This is a genomic window from Sulfuricurvum sp., assembly GCF_031427015.1.
In the GTDB taxonomy this organism is placed as follows: Bacteria; Campylobacterota; Campylobacteria; order Campylobacterales; family Sulfurimonadaceae; genus Sulfuricurvum.
Window position 1 is genome coordinate 49,852 of the sequence record NZ_JASJOW010000004.1, and the last position, 21,069, is coordinate 70,920.

General features: G+C 42.4%; 22 protein-coding genes. 14 read left to right on the top strand and 8 right to left on the bottom strand.

The features are described from left to right. Positions 1 to 191 precede the first annotated feature (191 nt). Positions 192 to 917 carry a hypothetical protein gene (locus RMO68_RS08800; RefSeq protein WP_310440372.1) on the top strand — a complete coding sequence of 242 codons (726 nt, stop codon included), beginning with the start codon at positions 192 to 194 and terminating at the stop codon, positions 915 to 917. Positions 918 to 939: 22 nt separating this feature from the next. On the opposite strand, the gene RMO68_RS08805 is transcribed toward RMO68_RS08800, so the two are convergent. From RMO68_RS08805 to RMO68_RS08830, 6 genes are all read right to left on the bottom strand, one after another. Continuing rightward, positions 940 to 4,077, bottom strand: coding sequence for an EAL domain-containing protein (locus RMO68_RS08805; RefSeq protein ID WP_310440373.1), 3,138 nt, complete (start codon positions 4,075 to 4,077; stop codon positions 940 to 942). Positions 4,078 to 4,141: 64 nt separating this feature from the next. Then, positions 4,142 to 4,705, bottom strand: coding sequence for a hydrogenase-4 component G (locus RMO68_RS08810; RefSeq protein WP_310440374.1), 564 nt, complete (start codon positions 4,703 to 4,705; stop codon positions 4,142 to 4,144). A gap of 39 nt (positions 4,706 to 4,744) precedes the next feature. Continuing rightward, the gene (locus tag RMO68_RS08815) at positions 4,745 to 5,956 is read right to left on the bottom strand and encodes an ABC transporter permease (RefSeq protein ID WP_310440375.1); all 1,212 of its coding nucleotides are present in this window, start codon (positions 5,954 to 5,956) and stop codon (positions 4,745 to 4,747) included. Continuing rightward, positions 5,953 to 6,639 carry an ABC transporter ATP-binding protein gene (locus RMO68_RS08820; protein WP_310440376.1) on the bottom strand — a complete coding sequence of 229 codons (687 nt, stop codon included), beginning with the start codon at positions 6,637 to 6,639 and terminating at the stop codon, positions 5,953 to 5,955. The genes RMO68_RS08815 and RMO68_RS08820 overlap by 4 nt, the downstream gene beginning before the upstream one ends. A gap of 2 nt (positions 6,640 to 6,641) precedes the next feature. Continuing rightward, entirely contained in the window at positions 6,642 to 7,853 is a 1,212-nt protein-coding gene (locus RMO68_RS08825; RefSeq protein WP_310440377.1) for an efflux RND transporter periplasmic adaptor subunit, read from the bottom strand. After that, a complete protein-coding gene (locus RMO68_RS08830) occupies positions 7,850 to 9,055 on the bottom strand; it encodes a TolC family protein (RefSeq protein WP_310440378.1) in 1,206 nt (401 codons plus the stop codon). The genes RMO68_RS08825 and RMO68_RS08830 overlap by 4 nt, the downstream gene beginning before the upstream one ends. Before the next feature lie 145 nt (positions 9,056 to 9,200). Here RMO68_RS08830 and RMO68_RS08835 point away from each other — a divergent pair, with 145 nt between their 5' ends. Next, a complete protein-coding gene (locus RMO68_RS08835; RefSeq protein ID WP_310440379.1) occupies positions 9,201 to 10,085 on the top strand; it encodes a sulfurtransferase in 885 nt (294 codons plus the stop codon). 2 nt (positions 10,086 to 10,087) lie between these two features. Here RMO68_RS08835 and RMO68_RS08840 read toward each other — a convergent pair whose 3' ends face one another. After that, positions 10,088 to 10,243 (bottom strand): hypothetical protein, encoded by a 156-nt coding sequence (locus tag RMO68_RS08840; RefSeq protein WP_310440380.1) that lies wholly within the window; start codon positions 10,241 to 10,243, stop codon positions 10,088 to 10,090. A gap of 29 nt (positions 10,244 to 10,272) precedes the next feature. Beyond that, complete coding sequence (locus tag RMO68_RS08845) at positions 10,273 to 10,920, bottom strand: ferritin family protein (protein ID WP_310440381.1); 648 nt, start codon at positions 10,918 to 10,920, stop codon at positions 10,273 to 10,275. A 154-nt stretch (positions 10,921 to 11,074) separates the two neighbouring features. On the opposite strand from RMO68_RS08845, the gene RMO68_RS08850 reads away from it, so the two are divergent. From RMO68_RS08850 to RMO68_RS08905, 12 genes are all read left to right on the top strand, one after another. Further along, positions 11,075 to 11,407, top strand: coding sequence for a DUF2325 domain-containing protein (locus RMO68_RS08850; protein WP_310440382.1), 333 nt, complete (start codon positions 11,075 to 11,077; stop codon positions 11,405 to 11,407). Positions 11,408 to 11,485: 78 nt separating this feature from the next. Continuing rightward, on the top strand, positions 11,486 to 11,986 hold the full coding sequence (ftnA, locus tag RMO68_RS08855; protein ID WP_310440383.1) for a non-heme ferritin: 501 nt from the start codon (positions 11,486 to 11,488) through the stop codon (positions 11,984 to 11,986). 211 nt (positions 11,987 to 12,197) lie between these two features. Then, positions 12,198 to 12,980 carry a hypothetical protein gene (locus tag RMO68_RS08860; protein WP_310440384.1) on the top strand — a complete coding sequence of 261 codons (783 nt, stop codon included), beginning with the start codon at positions 12,198 to 12,200 and terminating at the stop codon, positions 12,978 to 12,980. Further along, positions 12,973 to 13,479 carry a flavodoxin gene (locus RMO68_RS08865; protein WP_310440385.1) on the top strand — a complete coding sequence of 169 codons (507 nt, stop codon included), beginning with the start codon at positions 12,973 to 12,975 and terminating at the stop codon, positions 13,477 to 13,479. The genes RMO68_RS08860 and RMO68_RS08865 overlap by 8 nt, the downstream gene beginning before the upstream one ends. Before the next feature lie 173 nt (positions 13,480 to 13,652). After that, positions 13,653 to 13,820 (top strand): hemin uptake protein HemP, encoded by a 168-nt coding sequence (gene hemP / locus RMO68_RS08870; RefSeq protein ID WP_310440386.1) that lies wholly within the window; start codon positions 13,653 to 13,655, stop codon positions 13,818 to 13,820. A gap of 37 nt (positions 13,821 to 13,857) precedes the next feature. After that, a complete protein-coding gene (locus tag RMO68_RS08875; protein ID WP_310440387.1) occupies positions 13,858 to 15,915 on the top strand; it encodes a TonB-dependent receptor plug domain-containing protein in 2,058 nt (685 codons plus the stop codon). Between the two features lie 232 nt (positions 15,916 to 16,147). Next, the gene (locus tag RMO68_RS08880) at positions 16,148 to 18,448 is read left to right on the top strand and encodes a TonB-dependent siderophore receptor (protein ID WP_310440388.1); all 2,301 of its coding nucleotides are present in this window, start codon (positions 16,148 to 16,150) and stop codon (positions 18,446 to 18,448) included. Between the two features lie 80 nt (positions 18,449 to 18,528). Continuing rightward, on the top strand, positions 18,529 to 19,212 hold the full coding sequence (locus RMO68_RS08885; RefSeq protein ID WP_310440389.1) for a Fe2+-dependent dioxygenase: 684 nt from the start codon (positions 18,529 to 18,531) through the stop codon (positions 19,210 to 19,212). Between the two features lie 27 nt (positions 19,213 to 19,239). Continuing rightward, on the top strand, positions 19,240 to 19,662 hold the full coding sequence (exbB, locus tag RMO68_RS08890; RefSeq protein ID WP_310440390.1) for a TonB-system energizer ExbB: 423 nt from the start codon (positions 19,240 to 19,242) through the stop codon (positions 19,660 to 19,662). Further along, positions 19,649 to 20,032, top strand: coding sequence for a biopolymer transporter ExbD (locus tag RMO68_RS08895; RefSeq protein WP_310440391.1), 384 nt, complete (start codon positions 19,649 to 19,651; stop codon positions 20,030 to 20,032). The genes exbB and RMO68_RS08895 overlap by 14 nt, the downstream gene beginning before the upstream one ends. Then, positions 20,029 to 20,727 carry a TonB family protein gene (locus RMO68_RS08900; protein ID WP_310440392.1) on the top strand — a complete coding sequence of 233 codons (699 nt, stop codon included), beginning with the start codon at positions 20,029 to 20,031 and terminating at the stop codon, positions 20,725 to 20,727. Before RMO68_RS08895 ends, RMO68_RS08900 begins: the two co-directional genes overlap by 4 nt. A 118-nt stretch (positions 20,728 to 20,845) precedes the next feature. After that, positions 20,846 to 21,043 carry a hypothetical protein gene (locus RMO68_RS08905; protein ID WP_310440393.1) on the top strand — a complete coding sequence of 66 codons (198 nt, stop codon included), beginning with the start codon at positions 20,846 to 20,848 and terminating at the stop codon, positions 21,041 to 21,043. Positions 21,044 to 21,069: the final 26 nt, after the last annotated feature.

Here is a 21,069-nt window from a genome sequence, read left to right on the forward strand (position 1 = left end):
TTTAAAAAATATACAGTAGTCATCGTTTGATTGATTATAAAATAAAATTATCCATTGCTAAGGAGAGAAAATAGACAAAAAGCCTTTGTTTCTGCTCTTTCGTGAGAGATTAAAAGAGCAGTATGAAGCAGTTATTGAAGTGTGTGCTAAGTTGTAAACGATAGAATGGCTCAACAATTAAAAGGGCAAAAGTGGAAAAAATTATAATCAATAAAAAATATTTCGGCTCCATCGATTTGCCTTCTACCGATGCGGCACGCCGTGTTTTTGTTAGTGTTACAAAAGCCTATGCCGCTCGAAAACCGATGAATATCCATCTCCTTTTTTCTCCCGGAAAATTAAAGGCTCTTCAGTATTATCAAGTGGGCGGAGCATGGCAGGAACTTTTGGATTTGGAGCTTTACATTGAACTTGGTAAGGTATTACGTTTTGACACCGTAGATGCCGAAAAACTAAAAAATTCGATTGAGCTCACCAATGATATTGCTCACAACCATTTTAATATTACCAAACGGCTGACATTGTGCAATAAAAAAGTTAAATCAATTTCCAAGGCCGTTTATATTTTTTGGGATATTGAGAATTTTTCCAATATCGGTTCGGTATTTACCGATTTAATCGAAAAATATGAAGTTCCCGATCATCATATTTATATGGCGGCTAACCCTGATTCTCTTTATTTGTTTAAAGATGAATGGGAAGCTAATTTGTACGATTACGGCAAGTCTCTTAAATCGTTTCAATTTACGAAATGCGATCACGGTAAAAACGTTGCCGATACGGTATTGTTAGAAAATTTTTTAGCGTTGGCCCCCTCTCATGCCGATATTTATTTGATGACATTTGATCGGGAGTTGAAAGAGCGTTTCGAAAGTGCATGTGATCCGAGCAATAATCTTTATATTCTTGAAAAATAAAGCCGACAGTTCGAAAGTAATCCTACCGAGAGTGTGAATGCTGGAAGGCTTCAAATTCTGCTGAGGGAATCGGTTGACTAAAATAGTATCCTTGAACTTCGTCACAACCGTTTTGACGGAGAAATTCTAATTGTTCAAGGGTCTCGACCCCTTCGGCAATCGTTTGCATGTTGAGGTTATGAGCCATGTTGATGATAGTATTAACAATGGTTTTATCATCAGAATTCTCACTTATATCACGAATAAACGATTGATCTATTTTGAGTTTATAAACCTTGAATTTTTTTAGATAATTGAGCGAAGAATAGCCGGTTCCGAAATCATCGATCGACATCCGTATGCCGTGTTTATGGAGGGCATTCATAATTTCAATGGCTTCGAGAGGGTTTTCCATCGCGATACTTTCAGTCAGTTCGAGTTCGAGGAATTCCGGGCTGATTTGAATCTCTTCGAGGATATTTAAAACGAGCGCAATGAATTTAGGGTCGCGAAACTGGATGGCTGAGAGGTTGACTGCCATAATAAAAGGTTCCATGCCGCTCTCTATCCACTCTTTGAGCTGTTGTAGGGCACGGCGCAGTACCCATTCTCCGATAGCAATAATTTGACCGCTATTTTCTGCAACGGGGATAAATTCCACGGGAGAGATTGCCCCTAACGTAGGGTGTTTCCAACGCAACAAAGCTTCGGCACCGATGAGCCGTTCGGGATGAATGGCGATTTGAGGTTGATAATAGAGCTCTAGTTCATTTCTCTCCAGCGCATGACGAAGACCGTTTTCCAGTTCAAAATTTCGTGAAAAACGGGTTTGAATTTCAGAGGTAAAAAAACGATAGCAGTTTCGACCGTCGTATTTGGCACGGTACATTGCCGCATCAGCTGATTGGAATAACCCCTGAACATCTCTTCCGTCAATCGGATAGAGTGCAATGCCGATCGATGCGGTGATGATAAGTTCATGCTGATCTTTACGGAACGTTTGTGAGATGGCAGTGAGTAGTTTTTCAGCGATATGGGCTGCCCCTTCGGCATCTGTGCCCGGCAAAAGAATAACAAATTCATCTCCGCCTTGTCGTGAAAGTGTGTCTCCTTCCCGCATTACCGAGTGTATCCGAGATGCAATTTCAATGAGAAAAGCGTCACCGATATTGTGTCCGAGCGTGTCATTTATATTTTTAAAATGGTCTAAATCCAAAAATATCAAGGCAAGAGGGACATTTGTTCGTGCCGCAATATTGATGGCATTTTGAACCCTGTCATTGAGTAAGGTACGATTCGGTAACCCTGTGAGTATATCAAAATGAGCAAGCCAATGGGCTTTCTCTTCGGCTGATTTACGTTTGATCTCACGATCATAATTTTCAATTCCATAGCTTACGTCCATAATCATTTCGATCAGTAATGCTTGAATCGAAGCATCGAAAGCGTTGAGGATATCAGAATAGATCGTTAGGACGCCGATAACATTTCCGTATTGCAGAATAGGGAGTGCCGCTGAGGCTTTCCATCCTACTGCGGCTCCTCGTTCATGCCATGGAGCGGTTAAGGGGTCATTCATGAAGTCTTGACACCAAAAAGGGCGATTTTCACGCATAGCGATTGCTGTAGGGCCTTTTCCGTAAGGGTCGTTTTCATTGACAGAGATTATGATCCCCTCAAGATAATTGACCCCTGCACCGTAGAATGCGGTAGGGGTGACGATGCCGGTGTCTGGATTCACCAGCCCGATCCACGCCATTTCCATTCCTCCTACGGAGACGATACTTTTACATATTTCGATAAACAGTTCATTGGCGGTAGATGAGTGGACAATAGCATGATTGGCTTGACTGAGAGCGGCATGGATTTGAGAGAGCCGCTTGATATGAAGCTCATCATTATGCCGCTGGGTGATGTCTCGCGAAATCCCTAATACACCCACTAGTGTGTGATTTTCGTCATACATCGGAGTTTTTATGGTTTCTAAAAGAGCTTTATGTCCATCCTCGGCAAACGTTACCCACTCCTCATTGACGGTCGGTTTATCCGCATACATGGATAAATGGTCATGTTCACGGAAAAAGTCGGCAAGTTCGGCATCCACAAAATCATAATCGGTTTTTCCGACGATTTCTTCCTCTTTTGAACCGAAAAAACGTTCAAACATCGGATTACAAAGAAGGTATACCCCCTCTTTATTTTTAAGCCATATTAGATCAGGAATTGTATCAAGGAGGGCATGAAGCTGATTTTTTGTTTTTAAAATTTCAGAGGTTCTCTCTTCGACATGCCTTTCGAGAAGAGAACGGTGATGGCGAAGTTCGACGTATTGTTTGGCAATGTAGCCCATCAAAAGACTGACTAAAAACCCAAGGGCAGATTGCAAAGCTAAAAACCAGTGATCATGCCATCCATTAGTCGGTGCAATACTCAGTGTCCAATTGGCATTTGGAAGTTTTATGATTGTTTCCATCGGGTGATCAAGGGATTTAATACTTGAAGCGGCAATGGTTTGTAATTTTTTGGTTTTAGGATGGAGACGAGTTAGGGTATATTGATATCCGTTGTGAGAGAGGGTTTGTAGGGTATTGATTTGGAGAATTTCGGGAAAGGGGATGACGATAAGGACAAATCCCCAAAATTTTTTATCGGCGCCTCTAAAAATAGGCATACGTCCGACAAGCCCCTCTCCCCCTTGCACTAAATGCAATGGTCCCGCGAGGGTCAGTTTTCCACTTTCGCGAGCCATGAATGCTTCGGCTTGTTGTTGTGAATCGGTGAACAGATTAAACCCAATGGCTTTTTCGTTGCCGCGAAGGGGGACGGCGCGAGTAATGATACCTTTGGGTGCAAGGGCTATTTCAGAAATCAGGGGATAATGGGCAATAAGTTTTTCGGCAATAAATTCAAAATTATTGATACTTCCGTCTTCAAGAACGGTGGAAGCGATGGGATAGCAAAGCGCCATGATCTGATCGATATTTTTATGTAAATAGAATACATTTTTATCGGAGATCGCTTTGATTTCATGCTTTGTTTTCTCGATATGCATATCATCAAAATGCAAAATTACCCCTGCTGATATAAGCGCGGTAATACAGAAAACAACTATCCCTATGCTCCATTCATTGATACGGTCGCTATGTGTTTGAGACAAAGAAGAGGAAGAGACCGTAGCCATATAAAACCTTACACGTATACCCTCAAAATCATAGGGCAATAATTAAACATTATAACACGTTAGTTTACACCGTTGCATCTAAAATTTTACCTCCGATTGCGGTGATTTTCTCATCGATTTTTGCAAGGGCTTTTTCAAGGGTCTCATAGGAAATATCGGGAAGTTTTCCTCCCCACATTTTTTCAGCTTCATTGAATCCGTTGATAATCCCCTCACGACCCGCTTTGAGCCGTTCGAGATCATCACCTCCCCCGCTCAATACAAAGTTGGCTAAACGATCGGATGTCTGAGTAACGCCGAAATATCCCTCTTCGCTTACTAATACTTTGGCCTCGTCGGGAGTCATATCGGCAATCGGTTTACCGGTATAGCCGATCGCTTCGAAATCGATGGAGCTAAGGATATCTTTCACTTTCGCAAGATCAAACGGAGCGCTTTGGGCTTGAAGATTGTTCGAAGAATAACTCTCAATTTTAAGAGAGTATTCGACCAAATAGGCTTGGGAGAGAGTTTTGCCCGAAATCTCACCGCTTTGTATTTTGGATTTGAAATCCTGAGTCTCTTTTTCGCTTAATGCCATGCCGCTTTGAGTGTAGGGATTAGTCGATGTTCCGGTTCCGATTTGCATCATAACTCCTTTTCATCTGTGTAAAGTAATATCGACATTTTATTCATACCGTAAAGCATCGATAGGATTAAGTCGGGCTGCTTTACGTGCGGGGAAATAGCCGAAAACAACGCCTACCAAAGTTGAGAATAAAAAGGCAATAAGGACAATGGAGGTGTTAAATACCAGAGGAAGATCAAAAAAGAGACTGATTCCGATCCCGAAACTGAGCCCTAAGATGACCCCGATCACCCCTCCTAGTGAGGAGAGGACGATTGCTTCAACCAAAAATTGGAGTAATACTTCACGCTCCAGTGCTCCGATGGCGAGGCGGATTCCGATCTCTCTCGTTCGCTCGGTGACGGAGACCAGCATGATATTCATAATCCCAATTCCCCCGACGAGGAGGCTGATGGTCGCGACGGCACCCAAAAGAAGGGTAAGCATTTTTGTGGTAGAAGTGAGGGTTTGTACCATTTCACGCATATCGCGGACGCTAAAATCGTCTTCTTCTCCCATTTTAATACGGCGGCGTTCTTGGAAGAGGGCGGTGAGTGAGGCTTTGACATTTTCGATCACGGCAGGCGATGAGGCGGAGACGAGAATCATCGATATCTCTTGGTTTCCGCTAACGCGCCGCTGGAGAAGTCGAATCGGAACAACGATGATATCATCTTGATCCATCCCGAACATTGAAGCGCCTTTAGAGTTAAGCAGACCGATCACTTGGCACGAAAAACTGCCTAACCGGATCGAAGCACCGATAGGATCTTGCTCGCCAAAAAGTTCTTTATGTACCGTCTCTCCAATAACACAAACCGATTTTCCCGCTTGCAACTCTGCGGGTGTAAATATCCGCCCCGATGCAAAAACCCAATCTTTAACGGTGAAATAGTCATTATCGCTTCCATCGATTGTGGTAGAGTAGTTTTGATTTCCATAGACGGCTTGTACCCCTTTAGAACCTATCGGAGCGACGCCTCGAATATCACCGATTTCCCTGTGAATCGCTTGCACATCATCATGGGTAAAACGTTTCGCCGTAGTATCTTCACTACGCGGTCCTTTACGATCTTGCCCGGGACGGAGAATCAGCATGTTCGTTCCCAATTTGGAGATACTGTTGGAGACATATGCGGTGGTGGCATCTCCTAACATCACCATCGCAATAACCGATGCTACCCCGATCACAATCCCCAGAGTTGTTAGAATCGAACGCATGGCGCTACGGCGTATCTCTCGCAGTGCTAAAATAAAGGCATTCCAAATCATCGATGAGCTACCTGATCGATTAAACCGTCACGAAAATGGATCGTCCGCTCTGCATACGACGCCATATCATCTTCATGGGTTACCATGATGATCGTAATCCCTTTATCGCGATTAAACGATTGTAAGAGTTCCATCACCTCAATACTTTTGGCACTGTCGAGATTTCCGGTCGGTTCGTCCGCGAGGAGGACAAGAGGGTCGGTAACGATAGCACGGGCGATGGCAACACGTTGCTGTTGCCCGCCGGAGAGCTCACCCGGGGTATGGTGTGCGACGTGCTCCAATCCGACACTTTTGAGTGCTTCAAGTGCTTTTTCTCTCCGAACGTGGGCAGGAAATCCACGGTAAAGAAGAGGAAGTTCGACATTTTCGACGGCAGAAGTCTTCCCGAGAAGATTGAACCCTTGAAAAATAAATCCGATGTAATGGCGTCGTAATAGGGCACGCTGATCCCGTGAAAGAGTACCGACATCAACTGCCTGAAAAAGATATTCACCTTGCGTTGGAGTATCAAGGCATCCGATGATATTCATGGCCGTTGATTTCCCTGAACCGCTGGGCCCCATAATAGCGACAAACTCCCCGCTCTTAATTTCTATATCAACACCGCGCAGGGCATATGCGGTTGCTTCTCCCTTACCGTAGGATTTTGTAACGTTGCTAAAACGGATGAGCGAAGCCATCGTTAATGTTCTTCTATGCCGATGATGATGGCATCGGTAGTGTTAAGTTTCGGAGCGTGTATTACGGTTGATATTCCATCACTTTTTCCTATCTCTACTTCTATTCTAACCGGTTTTTTATCCCGAAGTACCCATAGCCCTTTTCCGTTTGTGTTGAGAGAAGAGGGAGATTTTTCAGGCGTACCTTTTTCGGTTGGCGGAATAAAGCGCAAAGCGGCATTAGGAACAGTCAGGACGTTGGAGAGAACTCCCGTAATAATCTGAGCCGTTGCGGTCATTCCCGGTCGAAGATTGAGATCGGGATTTGGTACTTCGACGACGGCATCATAGGTGACAACGCCGTTGACCATCTGAGAGTTCAGACGAAGTTGGGTAATGATTCCATGAAACTGGCGGTTTGGATAGGCATCGACATTAAACGTTACTTTCTGATTCTCTTTGACTTCGCCGATATCCGCTTCATCAACACTAACGATCACTTTCATCGTATCCAGACTTTTAGCCATCGTAAATAAAACCGGTGTTTGCATAGAAGCGACAACGGTTTGCCCCGGTTCGACTTTACGCTCTAATACGATTCCATCAACCGGTGAGACAACGACGGCTTTACGCAGATTATCTTCATCCGCTTCCAACTCGGCACTCGCCTGTGCTGATTGAGCATAAGCGGCATCAAGTCCTGCTTTGGCTGAGAGTAGGGCATTATCGGCTTCATCTACCTCTTTCTTGGAGGGGTAGTTTCCTCCGGTTGAGGTGTACATTTTATGAGAGCGTTCCCATTCGTTTTGAGCGTTTGCAAGCGTTGCTTTAGCGGCGGAAATATTGGCCTTATATCGAAGTAAAGCGGCTTTTGAACTGGTCACTTTAGAGGTGAGTTTCGTCGTATCCAACCGCGCCATAAGCTGACCCGTCTTAACATGATCATTGTAATCGACGAGTACGTCCGTGATAGTTCCGGAGACTTCGATCCCCACCTCAATAGTATTGGTCGGTTCCAGATTCCCTGTTGCCGATACGGTGGTGGTCAGTTCTTTTATTTTCGCGGAGGTTGTTAGGTATTCGATTTTTTCGCTCTGAGTACTTTTCATCCAGAACCAACCGCCTGCAATCAAAAGGGTAATGGGGAGAGCGATTAGGATGTATTTTCTAAGAGAAGACGGTTTCGGAGTATTAAGCCCGAGTGTTTGTTCTATAGAATCGGTAGAGGGGTTCATAAAAGTTCCTTCGAGGGGTTAAGGGCAAAATGGAGTTGTGCAAGGAGGATTTGGATATTGATCTCATTGATTTTGATCTCTAACTCTTCGATTGCTTTTGTGTTTTGGAGCGTTTGGAGATCATAACCCGTCTTCGTTCCGACATTGACCCCCGCTTGGATGGCTTGCAGGAGATCATCATAAAGGGTGAGGTTTTGAGACGTGATGGTATTGTATTCTCGATAACTTTCGATTTTTTCAATGATTTGGGTATAGGTTGCCTCCAATTCTCTATGTTTGTCGGCGGCATTGGCACTCTCTTTTAGGTATGTTGCTTGTGCTTCTTGGATGGTAGCCGATGCGTTATAGGCTAAAGGCAATGTGAGCTGAATCCCCGTCGTGTAATAGTTCCCGTTATAACTTCCGCTCAGTTCTTTGGGATCGTATTTGCGGTAACCGATATCCGCATTGAGAGAGAGGGTGGGAAGATATTGGCTAGAGGTTACATCGGCGAGATTTTTGAGAACGTTTGTCTGGGAACGGACGTATCGCAAATCGAGCTGATGTGCTAAAAATTGCTCTTTTTCGATGAGGTCAAAACGGGGAAGGGTAAAATCTTCCGGAGTCATATTGCTGATTTTTGCAATTTCAAACCGTTGTTCGGCGAGAGAGTATTTGAGAGAGGCGATGGTTTTTAGTTCACCGCTTTTTTCCATTAAAGCATTATTTAATTCCGTAATATCAACTTTTCCGGCGTCATAAAGCTGCCGTTTGATAAAGACTTCGATCTCTTTATTATTGAGACGTTTTTGGCTTTGTTCTCGTAAAATGAGATTCTTTTTAAAATTCAATAACGCGATAAAAAGGTCTTGATTATACGTAGCAATTTGTTTTTGAAGTGCTAACGTCTCGCTCTCTTTTTTTGCATCGGCATACGCGATTTGATAGGTTATACCGCCGGATCGGAAAATATCTTGGGAAAGGGAAGCTGAGACAGATTGTGTGTCACTATGGTAGTCGCCTTGCGCACTTTTATCGTAACTGTAGGTGCTATTGAGATTGATAGGGGCTATCCAGTTGTATCGGAGTTTTTCATGTTCAGACTCATAAATAGATTGCTGTTGACGTAATAGCTCACGTTTCTCTTCAGAGAGGAGGGAATCGTTGCCTAAAAGGTTGATAATAAGAATAAATGGGAGTGTCACTACGTATCGTTTTTTCATACCATCATAGTATTCCATTTTTGGTAACAATAGAGTAAATGGTGTCAATGAAATATAAACGGCGAAAAAAAGTTAACAAAGGAAAAAAATTATCCTTTAAGTCGAAAGGCTTTATGATTGACAAAATTATTTTAAAAGGAAAATTATGAAAATTCTAGTAACCTTAATCGGTGCCGCCGCAACCCTGTTGGCAATTGATCCAATTGTTACCTCACAGTGGCTCAATGAACACAAAAATGAGAGTAATCTCCGAATCATCGAAGTCTCAGAAGGTGATCTTTATAGCTTGGAGCATATCCCTAATGCGGCACATACGACGATTGGAAAATGGCGATATGACAACGGTACTTTCCTCTCTATCCGTCCGGTAGCGGAGATCGAAAAGGAGATAAGTCGTTTAGGGATTGATGAGACAAGCGAGGTCGTCCTTTATGCACCGATTAACGATCCTAAAGACGTATTGAAAACCAGCTATATCTACTGGGCATTGAACTATCACGGCATTAAGAATGTTGCACTCTTAGACGGTGGATTAAAAACATGGAAAAACACTAAGCTGGAATTGACACAAGCAGAATCTTCGATCAAACCGACTACGTTTAAAGCCAAAATCGACTCTGCTAAAATTGCTGACATCACCTACGTGAAAAATCATCTCGGTAAACTCCCGATGATTGATGCTCGCCCGTCTGATATGTATTTAGGGGTTACTCCGACTCCGACGGTAAAACGCAACGGTCATATTAAAGGGGGGATGAGTTACTCATGGAACTATTCGGTGGACAAAGAGTATATGTTAAAACCCAAAGCGATGTTAGAGAGTGTTTTTAAAGAGGGGTACGGCTTGGATAAGAATAAAGAGGTTCTGGTCTATTGTACGGGAGGGTTAGAGACGTCGTTTAACTATTTCGTCCTCAGCGGCGTTTTGGGGTATAAAAATGTCCGTCTCTACGATGCATCAATGAAAGAGTGGGGGAACCGTGAGGATACCCCAATGAGTCAATATCGATACGAAATGTTTAAAAAGTAAATTTACTTTTTTAGAGGGAGTGGGTTACAGAGATATTTTTTATCTTTGGCGACCCGCGCGCATTTCTCACAGATAAATTTCGGTTTACTCACAATCTTGAGTATTTTTTTGAAATGGATATCTAATTCATTTTTTTTGAGTTTGCAGAGCTCTTTCATACTTCGCTCCTTATCCCCGAAGGGGGAAGTTAATTCAAACACTCACGTTTAAAATATTCTCGTCCTACTTTACACAGAGGGCACGCAACCGGCGGTTTTTTCCCTCGGTGAATATGTCCGCACACTTCGCAGACCCAAATTTCATCTTCTTCGCTGGCAAAGAATCCATCGGCGATCAATGCCTCTTTGAGTGCGGCGTATTCACGTTCGTGTTCTACTTCGACTTTGCCGATAGCGGTAAATAATCGTGCTAGATCATTATGCCCCTCAGCTTTAGCAATTTCTGAAAATCCGGGATACATGACGGTATGTTCATAGTTCTCTCCACCCATCGCAGTATCGAGATTTGCAGCGGTTGCATCCACTTCACAGCCGTGAATGAGTTTATGGTACGCTTTGTACTGCGCGCGGGCGTGGTACATCTCATTAAATGCCGCTTCGCGAAAATGGCGCTCTACCGCATGCCACCCCTCATCACGGGCGATATCGGCAAATAACTCATATTTGTTGCGTGCCATACTTTCCCCGCCGAACGCTTTCATTAGATTGACGGCAGTAAGCGATTCAGTAGTCATCTCCATCTCTTTTCCACAGCAGACGAGGGTTCCTCCTCCGACGTTTTGGACTTCGACTTCGTTTCCGCAGGTGTTACAGCGGTAAGTTTCGTATTGACGCATCGTTACTCCTTGATTTGCATAGTATTCGTAAATGGTAGCACAAAAAGGAGAATAATATAGAAAAGATATATTTGATATCATTTATCAATATCATAAAACTTTAAGGGTAAGAGGGATAGTATTCTGATATAAATTATCAATAAAGGATTTTCTGATGTCAGTACTTGTTATCGGCGGAGATAAAATCACACGTCTTCAATCGCTTTTAGCCACACTCGGTGCGACCAAAACTCACCATTGGGATAGTCGCCGTAACTCAACTTCTCACAAACAACTTCCCCAAAATACCGATATGATTATCATGATGACGGACTTTTTGAAACATAATTCTATGGATCATTTTAAACGTCAAGCCAAAAAATGCGATATTCCGTTTATTTGCGTCAAGGGGATGAGCGGATGCAGTGAGTGTCAAATCACGCAAATGGTTGAGGGTATTCGTCAAAATAAATGTAACAGCGTATCGTGTAACGGAGGTTGCAAGTAAAGCGTTTTGTGCTATACTTTTTCTACGCAAGCCAACGCAACTGCAATTAGCCAGCAAAATATCCAATAGGAGCTGACTATGTTAAAACCTAACATCCTCAAATTACTCAATGAACAAATCGCTCTCGAAGATTACTCTGCCAACCTCTATCTTGCTATGAGTTCATGGTGCGGCCATCAAAAACTAAGCGGATCGGCAAAATTTCTCGAAGCGCACAGTGACGATGAACATGCTCATATGCGTAAACTTTTTACGTATGTTAACGAAACGGGTGCTATGGCACGTATCGGCGCATTAGACGAGCCACCGTATGAGTTTGGATCAATCAAAGATGTGTTTGAAAAAACATTTGAACATGAAAAATTCATCACGGCAAAAATTAACGCTCTTGTTGAAGCGTGTTTGGCGGAAAAAGATTATTCAACGTTCAACTTTCTTCAATGGTATGTTGCTGAGCAGCATGAAGAGGAACATTTGTTCCGTTCGATTCTTGATATGATGGATATTGTCGGACTGGATGGTCGCGGATTGTATCTCGTCGATAAAGAGATCGGAAAAATGTCTCAAAAAGTCGCATAACTTCGATTTTCGGGATTCTTTCCCGAACCACAGTTTTATAGCTTTCATTAATCTCTTCGCCTCTGTACTATATCATCAAGGTTATTCGGCAATTTCATTCTCAATTGTAACCTTTCTATCTCCTTTAATTATAATAATGCTTATCACTATTGACAATTAGAGTCTATTTCGGTTAAAATGATATTAGTTATCAATAAAAAGGAGCGAAGCCATGCGAAAGATCGGATTTACACTCTCGAATCATCGGATAAAAGAGGTTTTACCTCACAGCTACCATATTCATTCTCTAAGCAATCGTAGAAAAATGTTTCTATCGATGCTAAATACGATGTTGCCGAAAGAGGCACATTTCAATTTAAGTCGTTGTAAAAAGGTAAAGCAAGATGTCTATACCCTGCTACGCGATAAGGTAATGTCATTTTTACCGATGCACCGTTTGCGGCCGGAGACTACTCAACCTGTTGTAACGATTCTCATTCATGAGAGCGGAGTGATCAACCGATTTCTTCAACGTATCGATACTCCCTTAGGGTATTATCTTTCTTCGTCCGGTTATAAAGGGATTGTGTGTTCAACCTCCGGATTTGATCATCCTGCTGCGGCTTTGGCTTCGTTGATGATGCACGGGGGTAAAATTGAAATGATGCTCGATCTGGATGAACTTTTTACCCAGACGGTTTTTAAAAGGATTAAGCCTCAAGAAGGGACGATTGTTACGAGAAATGAGAGTTTTATTCATATCTCTTCAGGGGGTCAGGTGACACGTCTGCACCCAAGATGGAAGAGGATGAACTCAGATTCTCTCAACCTTCGTAAGGGACACATTAATACGGCATTCGAGGAGTTAAACCGTGATCCTATCGATGCGTATTATCTTGTATATCCAAAAATGGATGATTTCACTCAGCATATCGTCGTTCAAAATCGTGACGAAAATGCACTCAAAATCATCCCCTATTCATTTACATTTTGCACAAAGGAAAAACATGTCTAAAATCGCTCTTGTTTACGGAAGCTCTACCGGAAATACCGAAAAAATAGCTCGACAAATCCAAAATTTTTTGGCTGATCACGAAGTTGATCTCTACAATGTTCAAGAATGCGGGGTCGATTTTTATTCTGATTACGACAATATCATTTTTGGTGTTTCAACATGGGGTGAGGGCGACCTCCAAGATGACTGGGACAGTTATGAGAAAAAATTCGCTCAAATTGATCTCAGTGGCAAAACGGTTGCCCTTTTCGGTCTTGGGGATCAGGAAGAGTATTCGGATAATTATCTCGATGCGATGGGAAGCGTGTATGACATCGTGATTAAAAACGGTGCGTCGGTTATCGGTGCATGGGAGAATACGGGATATGATTTTGATGAATCCACGGCACTTAGAGACGGTGTTTTTGTAGGTCTTGCTTTGGATGAAGATAATCAAAGCAAACTAACCGATGCGCGTGTAACACAGTGGCTTGGGGAAATTCTCCCTTCATTTAAATAATTTGTAGTGATTAGAGCGCCTATTAATAATAACAGTTATCACTATTGACAAATAAGTCTAAAAACGCAATAATTGCGAATAATTATCATAAAGGAATATCTTATGAAATCCAAACAAGCACCAAAATGCTTAGCAGATAGTTCAATACATCGTCTCATACGGAGCGGACGCGCGTGTTAGAAGATAAAGTAATTGTTTCGTCATCATCATCTGAGTATAATGGCGTCGTTATAGAGTCTAAAGAGCTTTTTAAAAATGAAAATGCGATTCGCATCGTTCATGGTAATGAAACCTATACCTTGAGAATCACCAAAGGCAATAAGCTCATTCTCACTAAATAAAATCGGTGCATTCCGCACCGTCTCTTCAAGGAAATATGTGCTACGACGTCCCCTCATCTTTTTTACCTGTACCCTCTCTCTCGCCTGTGCGCAGGAAATACTTCAGCTTGATAAAATCGAAGTGGAAGATCACTATAGTGTAATCGAAGAACGTAAAGATAACTCGATTGCCAAACGGATCATACAAGGCGAAGAACTCACCCAATACGGTGATATGAATGCCCTTGAGATGCTCAAACGTACCCCCGGGGTAACCATCAGTGAAGGAAAAGGGAAAAAAGGTGCCCTGGGGAAAGGGTATACCAAAGTCTTGATTGACGGCGAAGAGGTATCAACTACATCCCGACGCGGAGGGAACCCGTTAGAACAGATATCCCCGGATATGATAGAACGGGTTGAAGTGATGAGTAACGGTTCTGCTGAATACAGTGCTGAAGCGATGGGAGGAATTGTAAACATCGTCCTTAAAAAACCCAAATCAGACGGGAAAACAATCGCCAAACTCACGGGAGGAGCTTATAATGAAGAACCGATGGGTTCCTTATATGTTCAAAATGAGGGGAAATCCAGAGAGATTTTCTATTTGATTAATGCAACGCTCTCCGATAATTCACAAGCGGATGATGGGGAAACCCGTATAACTTCTTTGGGGGGATACAGTACGGAGATGAATGAAAACCGAGGACGATACCGAGGGATCAACCTAAATACTAAAATACTGTATGCCCCGACGACCAAATCAAAATACACATTTGACGGCTCATTAGGGGTGAATGATAGCAATAAAGATTCTGTTGAAAATCGCTACAGCAACGGCTCATCCGTTGCTGATCGTACTATCCAAACTCATGATGAGGGAGATGGGTTAACACTCTTTATGAAACTAAAAGGGGAACATCATCTCTCCGGAACGGAATTGGTTGAGTGGAAGTTGAAATGGCATGAAAATGACCAAGAGGGGGATCAAACCACTCTTCAAGGCGCTACAAAATCAGATCAGAAAGATGAAAATTCTTTTCGTGTTTTCGGTGTGGACGGGAGTTATTCGCGTGTACAGGGAGATCACTTTATCAAAGCCGGAGCAGATATCAAACGCTTAACGCAGCATGATGATGTGACGAAGCTGACCAATGGAACACTCACTTCTATGGAAGAGAGCTCTTTGCGCGAAAACAAAGGGGCATTCTATATCCAAGATGAGATTACGGTGAGTGATGCCATGCTCATTACTCCGGGTATTCGATATGAAGTAACGCAGCGCCAGTTTGAAACAGATAAGACGATTGATTATTGGGCTCCGTCAATCCATGCCCTCTATCGCCTATCACCGGAGGATAACCTCCGCGCAAGTATCTCCAAAACGGTCAAGCTCCCCCGTTTAGCAGAGCTTTCCTCGACGGTTGACAGTTCACTAGTTCAAAATGACCTTAATCATCCCGATGTTACCGGTAACCCCAACCTCAAAGAGGAGGAAGCGCTGAGCTATGAACTGCGCTATGAGCACTTTTTTGAGGACAAAGGGATTATGAGTGTCGGAGGGTTTTACCGCGCAATCGATGATAAAATAGAGAAGCTGACAACATGGAACGGTACCCGATATGTAGAACGTCCTGAAAATTCGGGTAAAGGGAAACTTGCAAGCTTAGAATTTGAACTCAAAAAATCGCTCGACACCTACGTGAGCGGTTTGGGAATATTCGGTAATGCTACATTTCAACACTCCTCACTCGTTACCGATGGGATAAAGCGGACGATCAAAGGGACAAGCGATTATCTTTACAATATTGGAATCGATCACAGGCTCCAAACCTATCGCCTCACCTACGGCGCCGCATACCGTTATGTAGGGGGATATGATGACCCCATCGATGCAAGCGGGGTTGCTGAATCTCAAGAAGGATACGGAACGTTGGATCTGTATGCAACCAAACGACTGGATGATACCTACAAAGTGGGGCTAAATCTTAAAAATATCACCTCTTCTACCATTACTACTACCTCAAAACGCTATGTTTCAGGGGTTCTTAACGAAACACAAGTTGATCAAGAGAACTCCAAATTTCATTTTCTCGTTACCCTTGAGGGTCGCTGGTAAAATTTCTCCTTTTCGGAAGGGAATTCCTTCCACTTATTAATCTAATCTTAATGTTTACAATTTATTTACTTAATAATGCTTATCGATATTGACAAAAAAAGCGATATTAGTTAAAGTTCTGCAAGTGAAAGTTATTATCATTAACTTTTTCAATATTATATTTAGCCAGCCAACGCTTTTAATTCTTCATTCAAGCCTGTAGCCAGCCACTTCCAAAACTTAAGGAGTGCCTATGGCGTATCACAATCGTTTTTTAAATTCACAAATGCTTCCTATCGGAGCGATGCTCCTTAGTATGAGTGCCAGCTCGCTGCTGGCTTCATCTTCTGATTCTAATGCTACGATCAAAGTTATCGATATCCAAGATATGGTCGAAATCGAACTTCCCCGTTATCAACCGGGAATTTCAAAAACAGCTAAGACAGGTCAGTTGGCTCATGATGTACCTCAGGCGATTACGGTAGTAACGAAAGAGTTATTACACGATAAATCGGAGTTCACCCTCAAAGAGGCATTGAGTAATGTATCCGGACTCACTTTTAACGCTGCAGAGGGTGGGCGCATCGGCGACAATATGAACTTAAGAGGTTTCTATACTTTTGGTGATTTATATCTTGACGGTATTCGTGACGTAGCTCAGTATAATCGTGATACTTTTAATTTAGAGCAAGTTGATGTTCTGCGCGGCGGAGCTGCAATGTTGTTTGGTCGTGGTCAAGCGGGTGGTGTTATTAATCAGGTAAGCAAGGATGCGGAAGCAGAAGATTTTGCCAATCTCTCAATAACGGCGGGTACTGAAGATTATAAACGTGCATCTGCAGATATTAATATGATGATCAACGATACTACGGCAATTCGTTTAAATGCAATGGGAATGGATTCAGGAAGTACGCGTAATGATGTTTATAATGAAACCGTAGGTATAGCACCAACTATTACATTCGGGTTGAATACCGATAACGAATTCAGTCTATCTCACTATTATCTTAAAACCCATATTACACCCGATTACGGTGTCCCGTTTGACAGTGCTACCAAAAGACCTGCAGATGTAGGGAATGAAGTATACTATGGATTTACCGATGATTACGAAGATAACCGTGTCAATATCACAACAGCCAGTTATACCCATAAATTTTCGAAAGAAATACAACTCCGGTCTGTTGTTCGTCATGCCGATTATCTCCGTGATAACTGGGCTACTGCACCGGGTGGATACGATACAACCAGTGGAGCGGATGATTCGATTACGAGAGGGACTAAAGGAAACGGTGCAAAAGAGAAAACCGATACTTGGCAAAATGACTTTACGGCTAAATTTGAAGCACTCGGATTAGAGCATGAAGTATTGGTTGGATCAGAGTTTTTACGTGAAGAACAAGTTCGATGGGGACATGACGGATTATCCGCGTATTATCCAAACATATCATTAGCCAATGGCCCTGCAAATGGACTTCCTGGGGCTCCTACGAATGGACAACGTGCATTGGCAAGTAATGGTATTTGGTATCAGTATGCGACAACCGGAACACGATGGGCGGCTTCAATGCCTACCACTGCGGAATGGGCGAGTTCAACTCTACCTGATGCGTATAAATCAGTTTATGGGAATAAACAAAGAAATATTAGTGGCGGATACAAAGGGCATACTTGGGCAGTGTATGCGCAAGATATTATTGAAGTCGCTCCTAACTGGAAAGTCATGGGAGGCTTTCGTAAAGACTGGTTAAACATGGACTATTACACTGGAGCGGATATGGTTCAAAACGGTGTACTTCATTTTAATGAGATGAGCTATCGCGCCGGATTATCGTATCAGCCGAATAAACAACAGCACTATTATCTTGCTTGGAACAATTCTTTTAATACGACGGGAGATCTTTACTCTTTTTCAAATGCCTATGACCCGGAGCGAAGTGAGACGTATGAACTCGGTGCAAAATTTGAGCTGTTTGAAGGTGATCTCTCATTACGAACCGCAATATATCGTACGATAAAAGAGTGGGAACGCAACACGGATGTGGCGAGCGCATCATCTGCTCCAATTCTCTCAAAAGAGCGTCATACTGACGGAATTGAGGTTGAAGTTGCGGGTCGTATTACGGAGAACTGGGATGTATTTGCCGGATTGGCTTTGATGGATCCGGAAGTCGATGATGTTGCTCCGGGTAAAGATGATATGTATATCGGTCAAAAACCACCAAATGCTACAGATTACACGTTTAATTTATGGACAACTTATAAACTTGGCAATGGTTGGAAAGTCGGCGGCGGCTTGGAAGGTAAGGGTGATCGTGCTGTTTACAGTTATGCTAACGAGAGTGCATCGAATGTATTCAATCCGAATACCGCACCGTCTTATATCCGTTATGACGCAATGATTGCCTATGTTCAAAAGAACTATGCAGTGCAGTTGAATGTTAAAAACCTTTTAGATACGACCTATTATGAGTCAGCGTATATTAACGGAGGATTTGTAGTCCCTGGAACCGGACGTACGGCTCAGGTTACATTGGATTATAAATTCTTTTAAATTTTCACTCCCTTTATGGGAGTTTTTATATTAGAGCATAGGGGTGCTTTAATATCAAAACTTAGGCAAAGGAAACAACTATGTTACTCCATATACCCAACGTGTTAACTCAAGATCAGGTCGTACAGTGTCGAGAGATACTTACCTCTTCCACTTGGGTTGATGGAAATGTTACCAGTGGCACACAGGCGGCAAAAGCGAAAAACAATCTCCAGCTTCCGGAAGAATCTGAGGCGGCTATAGCATTGCAAAAAATAATTTTGGATGCTCTTAGTAATAACGCATTGTTTTTTACGGCGGCATTGCCTAAAAAGATATTTCCCCCTTTATTCAACTGCTATACGGGTGAATTTAATACGTTCGGCAATCATGTAGATAATGCCGTGCGTACTATGCGCGGCGGTGGTAAACGGGTACGGAGTGATTTCTCTTTTACCCTCTTTTTTTCTGATCCTGAGGAGTATGACGGAGGAGAACTGGTTATTGAAGATACGTTTGGATCTCAAATTGTCAAACTTCCGGCGGGGGATTTAGTTCTGTATCCCTCATCAAGCGTTCATCGAGTCGAACCGGTAACGCGGGGGGCGAGAATTTCATGCTTTACTTGGTTAGAAAGCATGGTACGTGAGACAGATCGGCGTCGTTTATTATTCGATTTGGATATGTCGATCATGGCATTTCGTGAGAGATTAGGGGATGATGAGGATACGGTAAAACTGACCAGTATCTATCATAATCTTCTACGAACATGGGCCGATACCTAATAAACAAAACACACAAAGGAGAGAAAAATGGAAGAGTTAAAGTTAGTGGTCGATTATGCGACGTTAGGTATTTTAGGAATTATGAGTGTTATTGCGTTTGCGTACGGCATTGAGCGGTTTTTTTATTATCGCGAAGTGAAGATAGAACACTATCAAACTAAAAATCAGGCGGAGGCGGAACTGACTAAAAATCTTACGGCTATTTCCGTAATCGGTTCAAACGCACCTTATGTAGGATTACTCGGAACAGTCGCCGGAATTATGGTTGTTTTTTACGAGATTGGACAAAGCGGTGGAATGGAACCCTCAGCCGTTGTGATCGGTTTGTCATTGGCTTTAAAAGCAACAGCGTTAGGATTGTTAGTTGCAATACCGTCGATGATGATTTACAGTGCATGTTTGCGTAAAGTCGATCTACTGATAGGAGTGTGGGAAGATGCGAGCGCTTAAAAGGGTAGAGGGGATTAACGTTGTCCCGTTAATTGATGTCGTATTGGTACTATTGGCTATCGTGTTGACGATTTCAACATTTGTAGCTTCAGGTGCGATCAAGCTTGATCTTCCAAAAGCTGCAAGTGCCAAAGAGACACCGCCGCAGAAAATCGAAATCGCGATCAATGAAAATGGATCAATGTTCTGGAATGCTAAAGAGATGAGTAAAAGTGAATTGACTCAAGCAATTGCGACGCTTGGAAATGATGCAAGTGTTAGTGTATTGGGGGATAAAAAAGCATTTTTCAACGATTTTATCTTTATTCTTGATCAACTCAAACTTCAAAATATTGAAAAAATTTCGATTGTGACGAAGAGAGAACCATGAAAAACTCTCGTTCATTTGGACTTTCAATACTATTGCATGCCGGAATTATTACGGGAGCGATTGCCCTCTCAAATATTCCAAAAGAGAAGGAAGAGGATATAGTTTTAGAACTCTCATTGAGCTCACCGGTAAATGAAAATCAACCCCAATCCGTAAATCAACCTTCTGCTTTAAAAAAGAGTAGCGCTGCTAAACAGACAACGACACAATCGGCATCAAAAATTATTGAAAATGTTGAAACTGAACCCTTAATTGAAAAACGTGACTTGGTTCAAACCGTAAATAATGAGAGTGCGTTAAATCCTAAAACGGTGGAAACAGTACCCATTAACACATCGACCTCATCTCAACCGACAGTTATGGCGTCATTGCCGACACCTTTATCGGAACCGATAAATATTGAAGAGCAATATTTGGAGGATCATCTCTCAACGATTCGAAATATCTTAGTAAAATACCGTAAATATCCCTCACAGGCGGTACGTTTAAAACAAGAGGGGGGAGTGAAAGTAACATTTCGTCTCAAGCAAAATGGAGAAGTTGAAGATGTCAGAATTGTTGGAAGTTCCGGATATGATATTTTGGATGAGGATGCAATAGCTTTAATCCAAAAAAGTGCAGAGTATTTCCCAAAACCTCCTAAAGCAGTACGAATTACAGTCCCTTTGAATTATGCATTAAAAAACAGAGCTTAAACTGACGATAAAATAAAATAATAAATAAACTTAAAACGTCAAGGTAGCGGAGATTCATTAACCGTTTATTTGGTAATATGGTTACTATATTCGAATACCAAATTGAAGGAGAATTTCCATGCAAGACAATGAACCGACACTAAGTTCTATCGAGGACTATAATACCCTTAAGGGATCAAAGAAACGGGTTGTATGGGCAGTTATAATCAGCGGTTTACTCATTGGTTCAATTTTTGTTGCGGCAAAATTGTATTACGGAAGTGTGGATGATACCCTTCCCGTCAGTGAAAGTATCGGGAAAGTTCCAGTTAAATAATGGTAAAATTTCCGTTTTTTAATCAA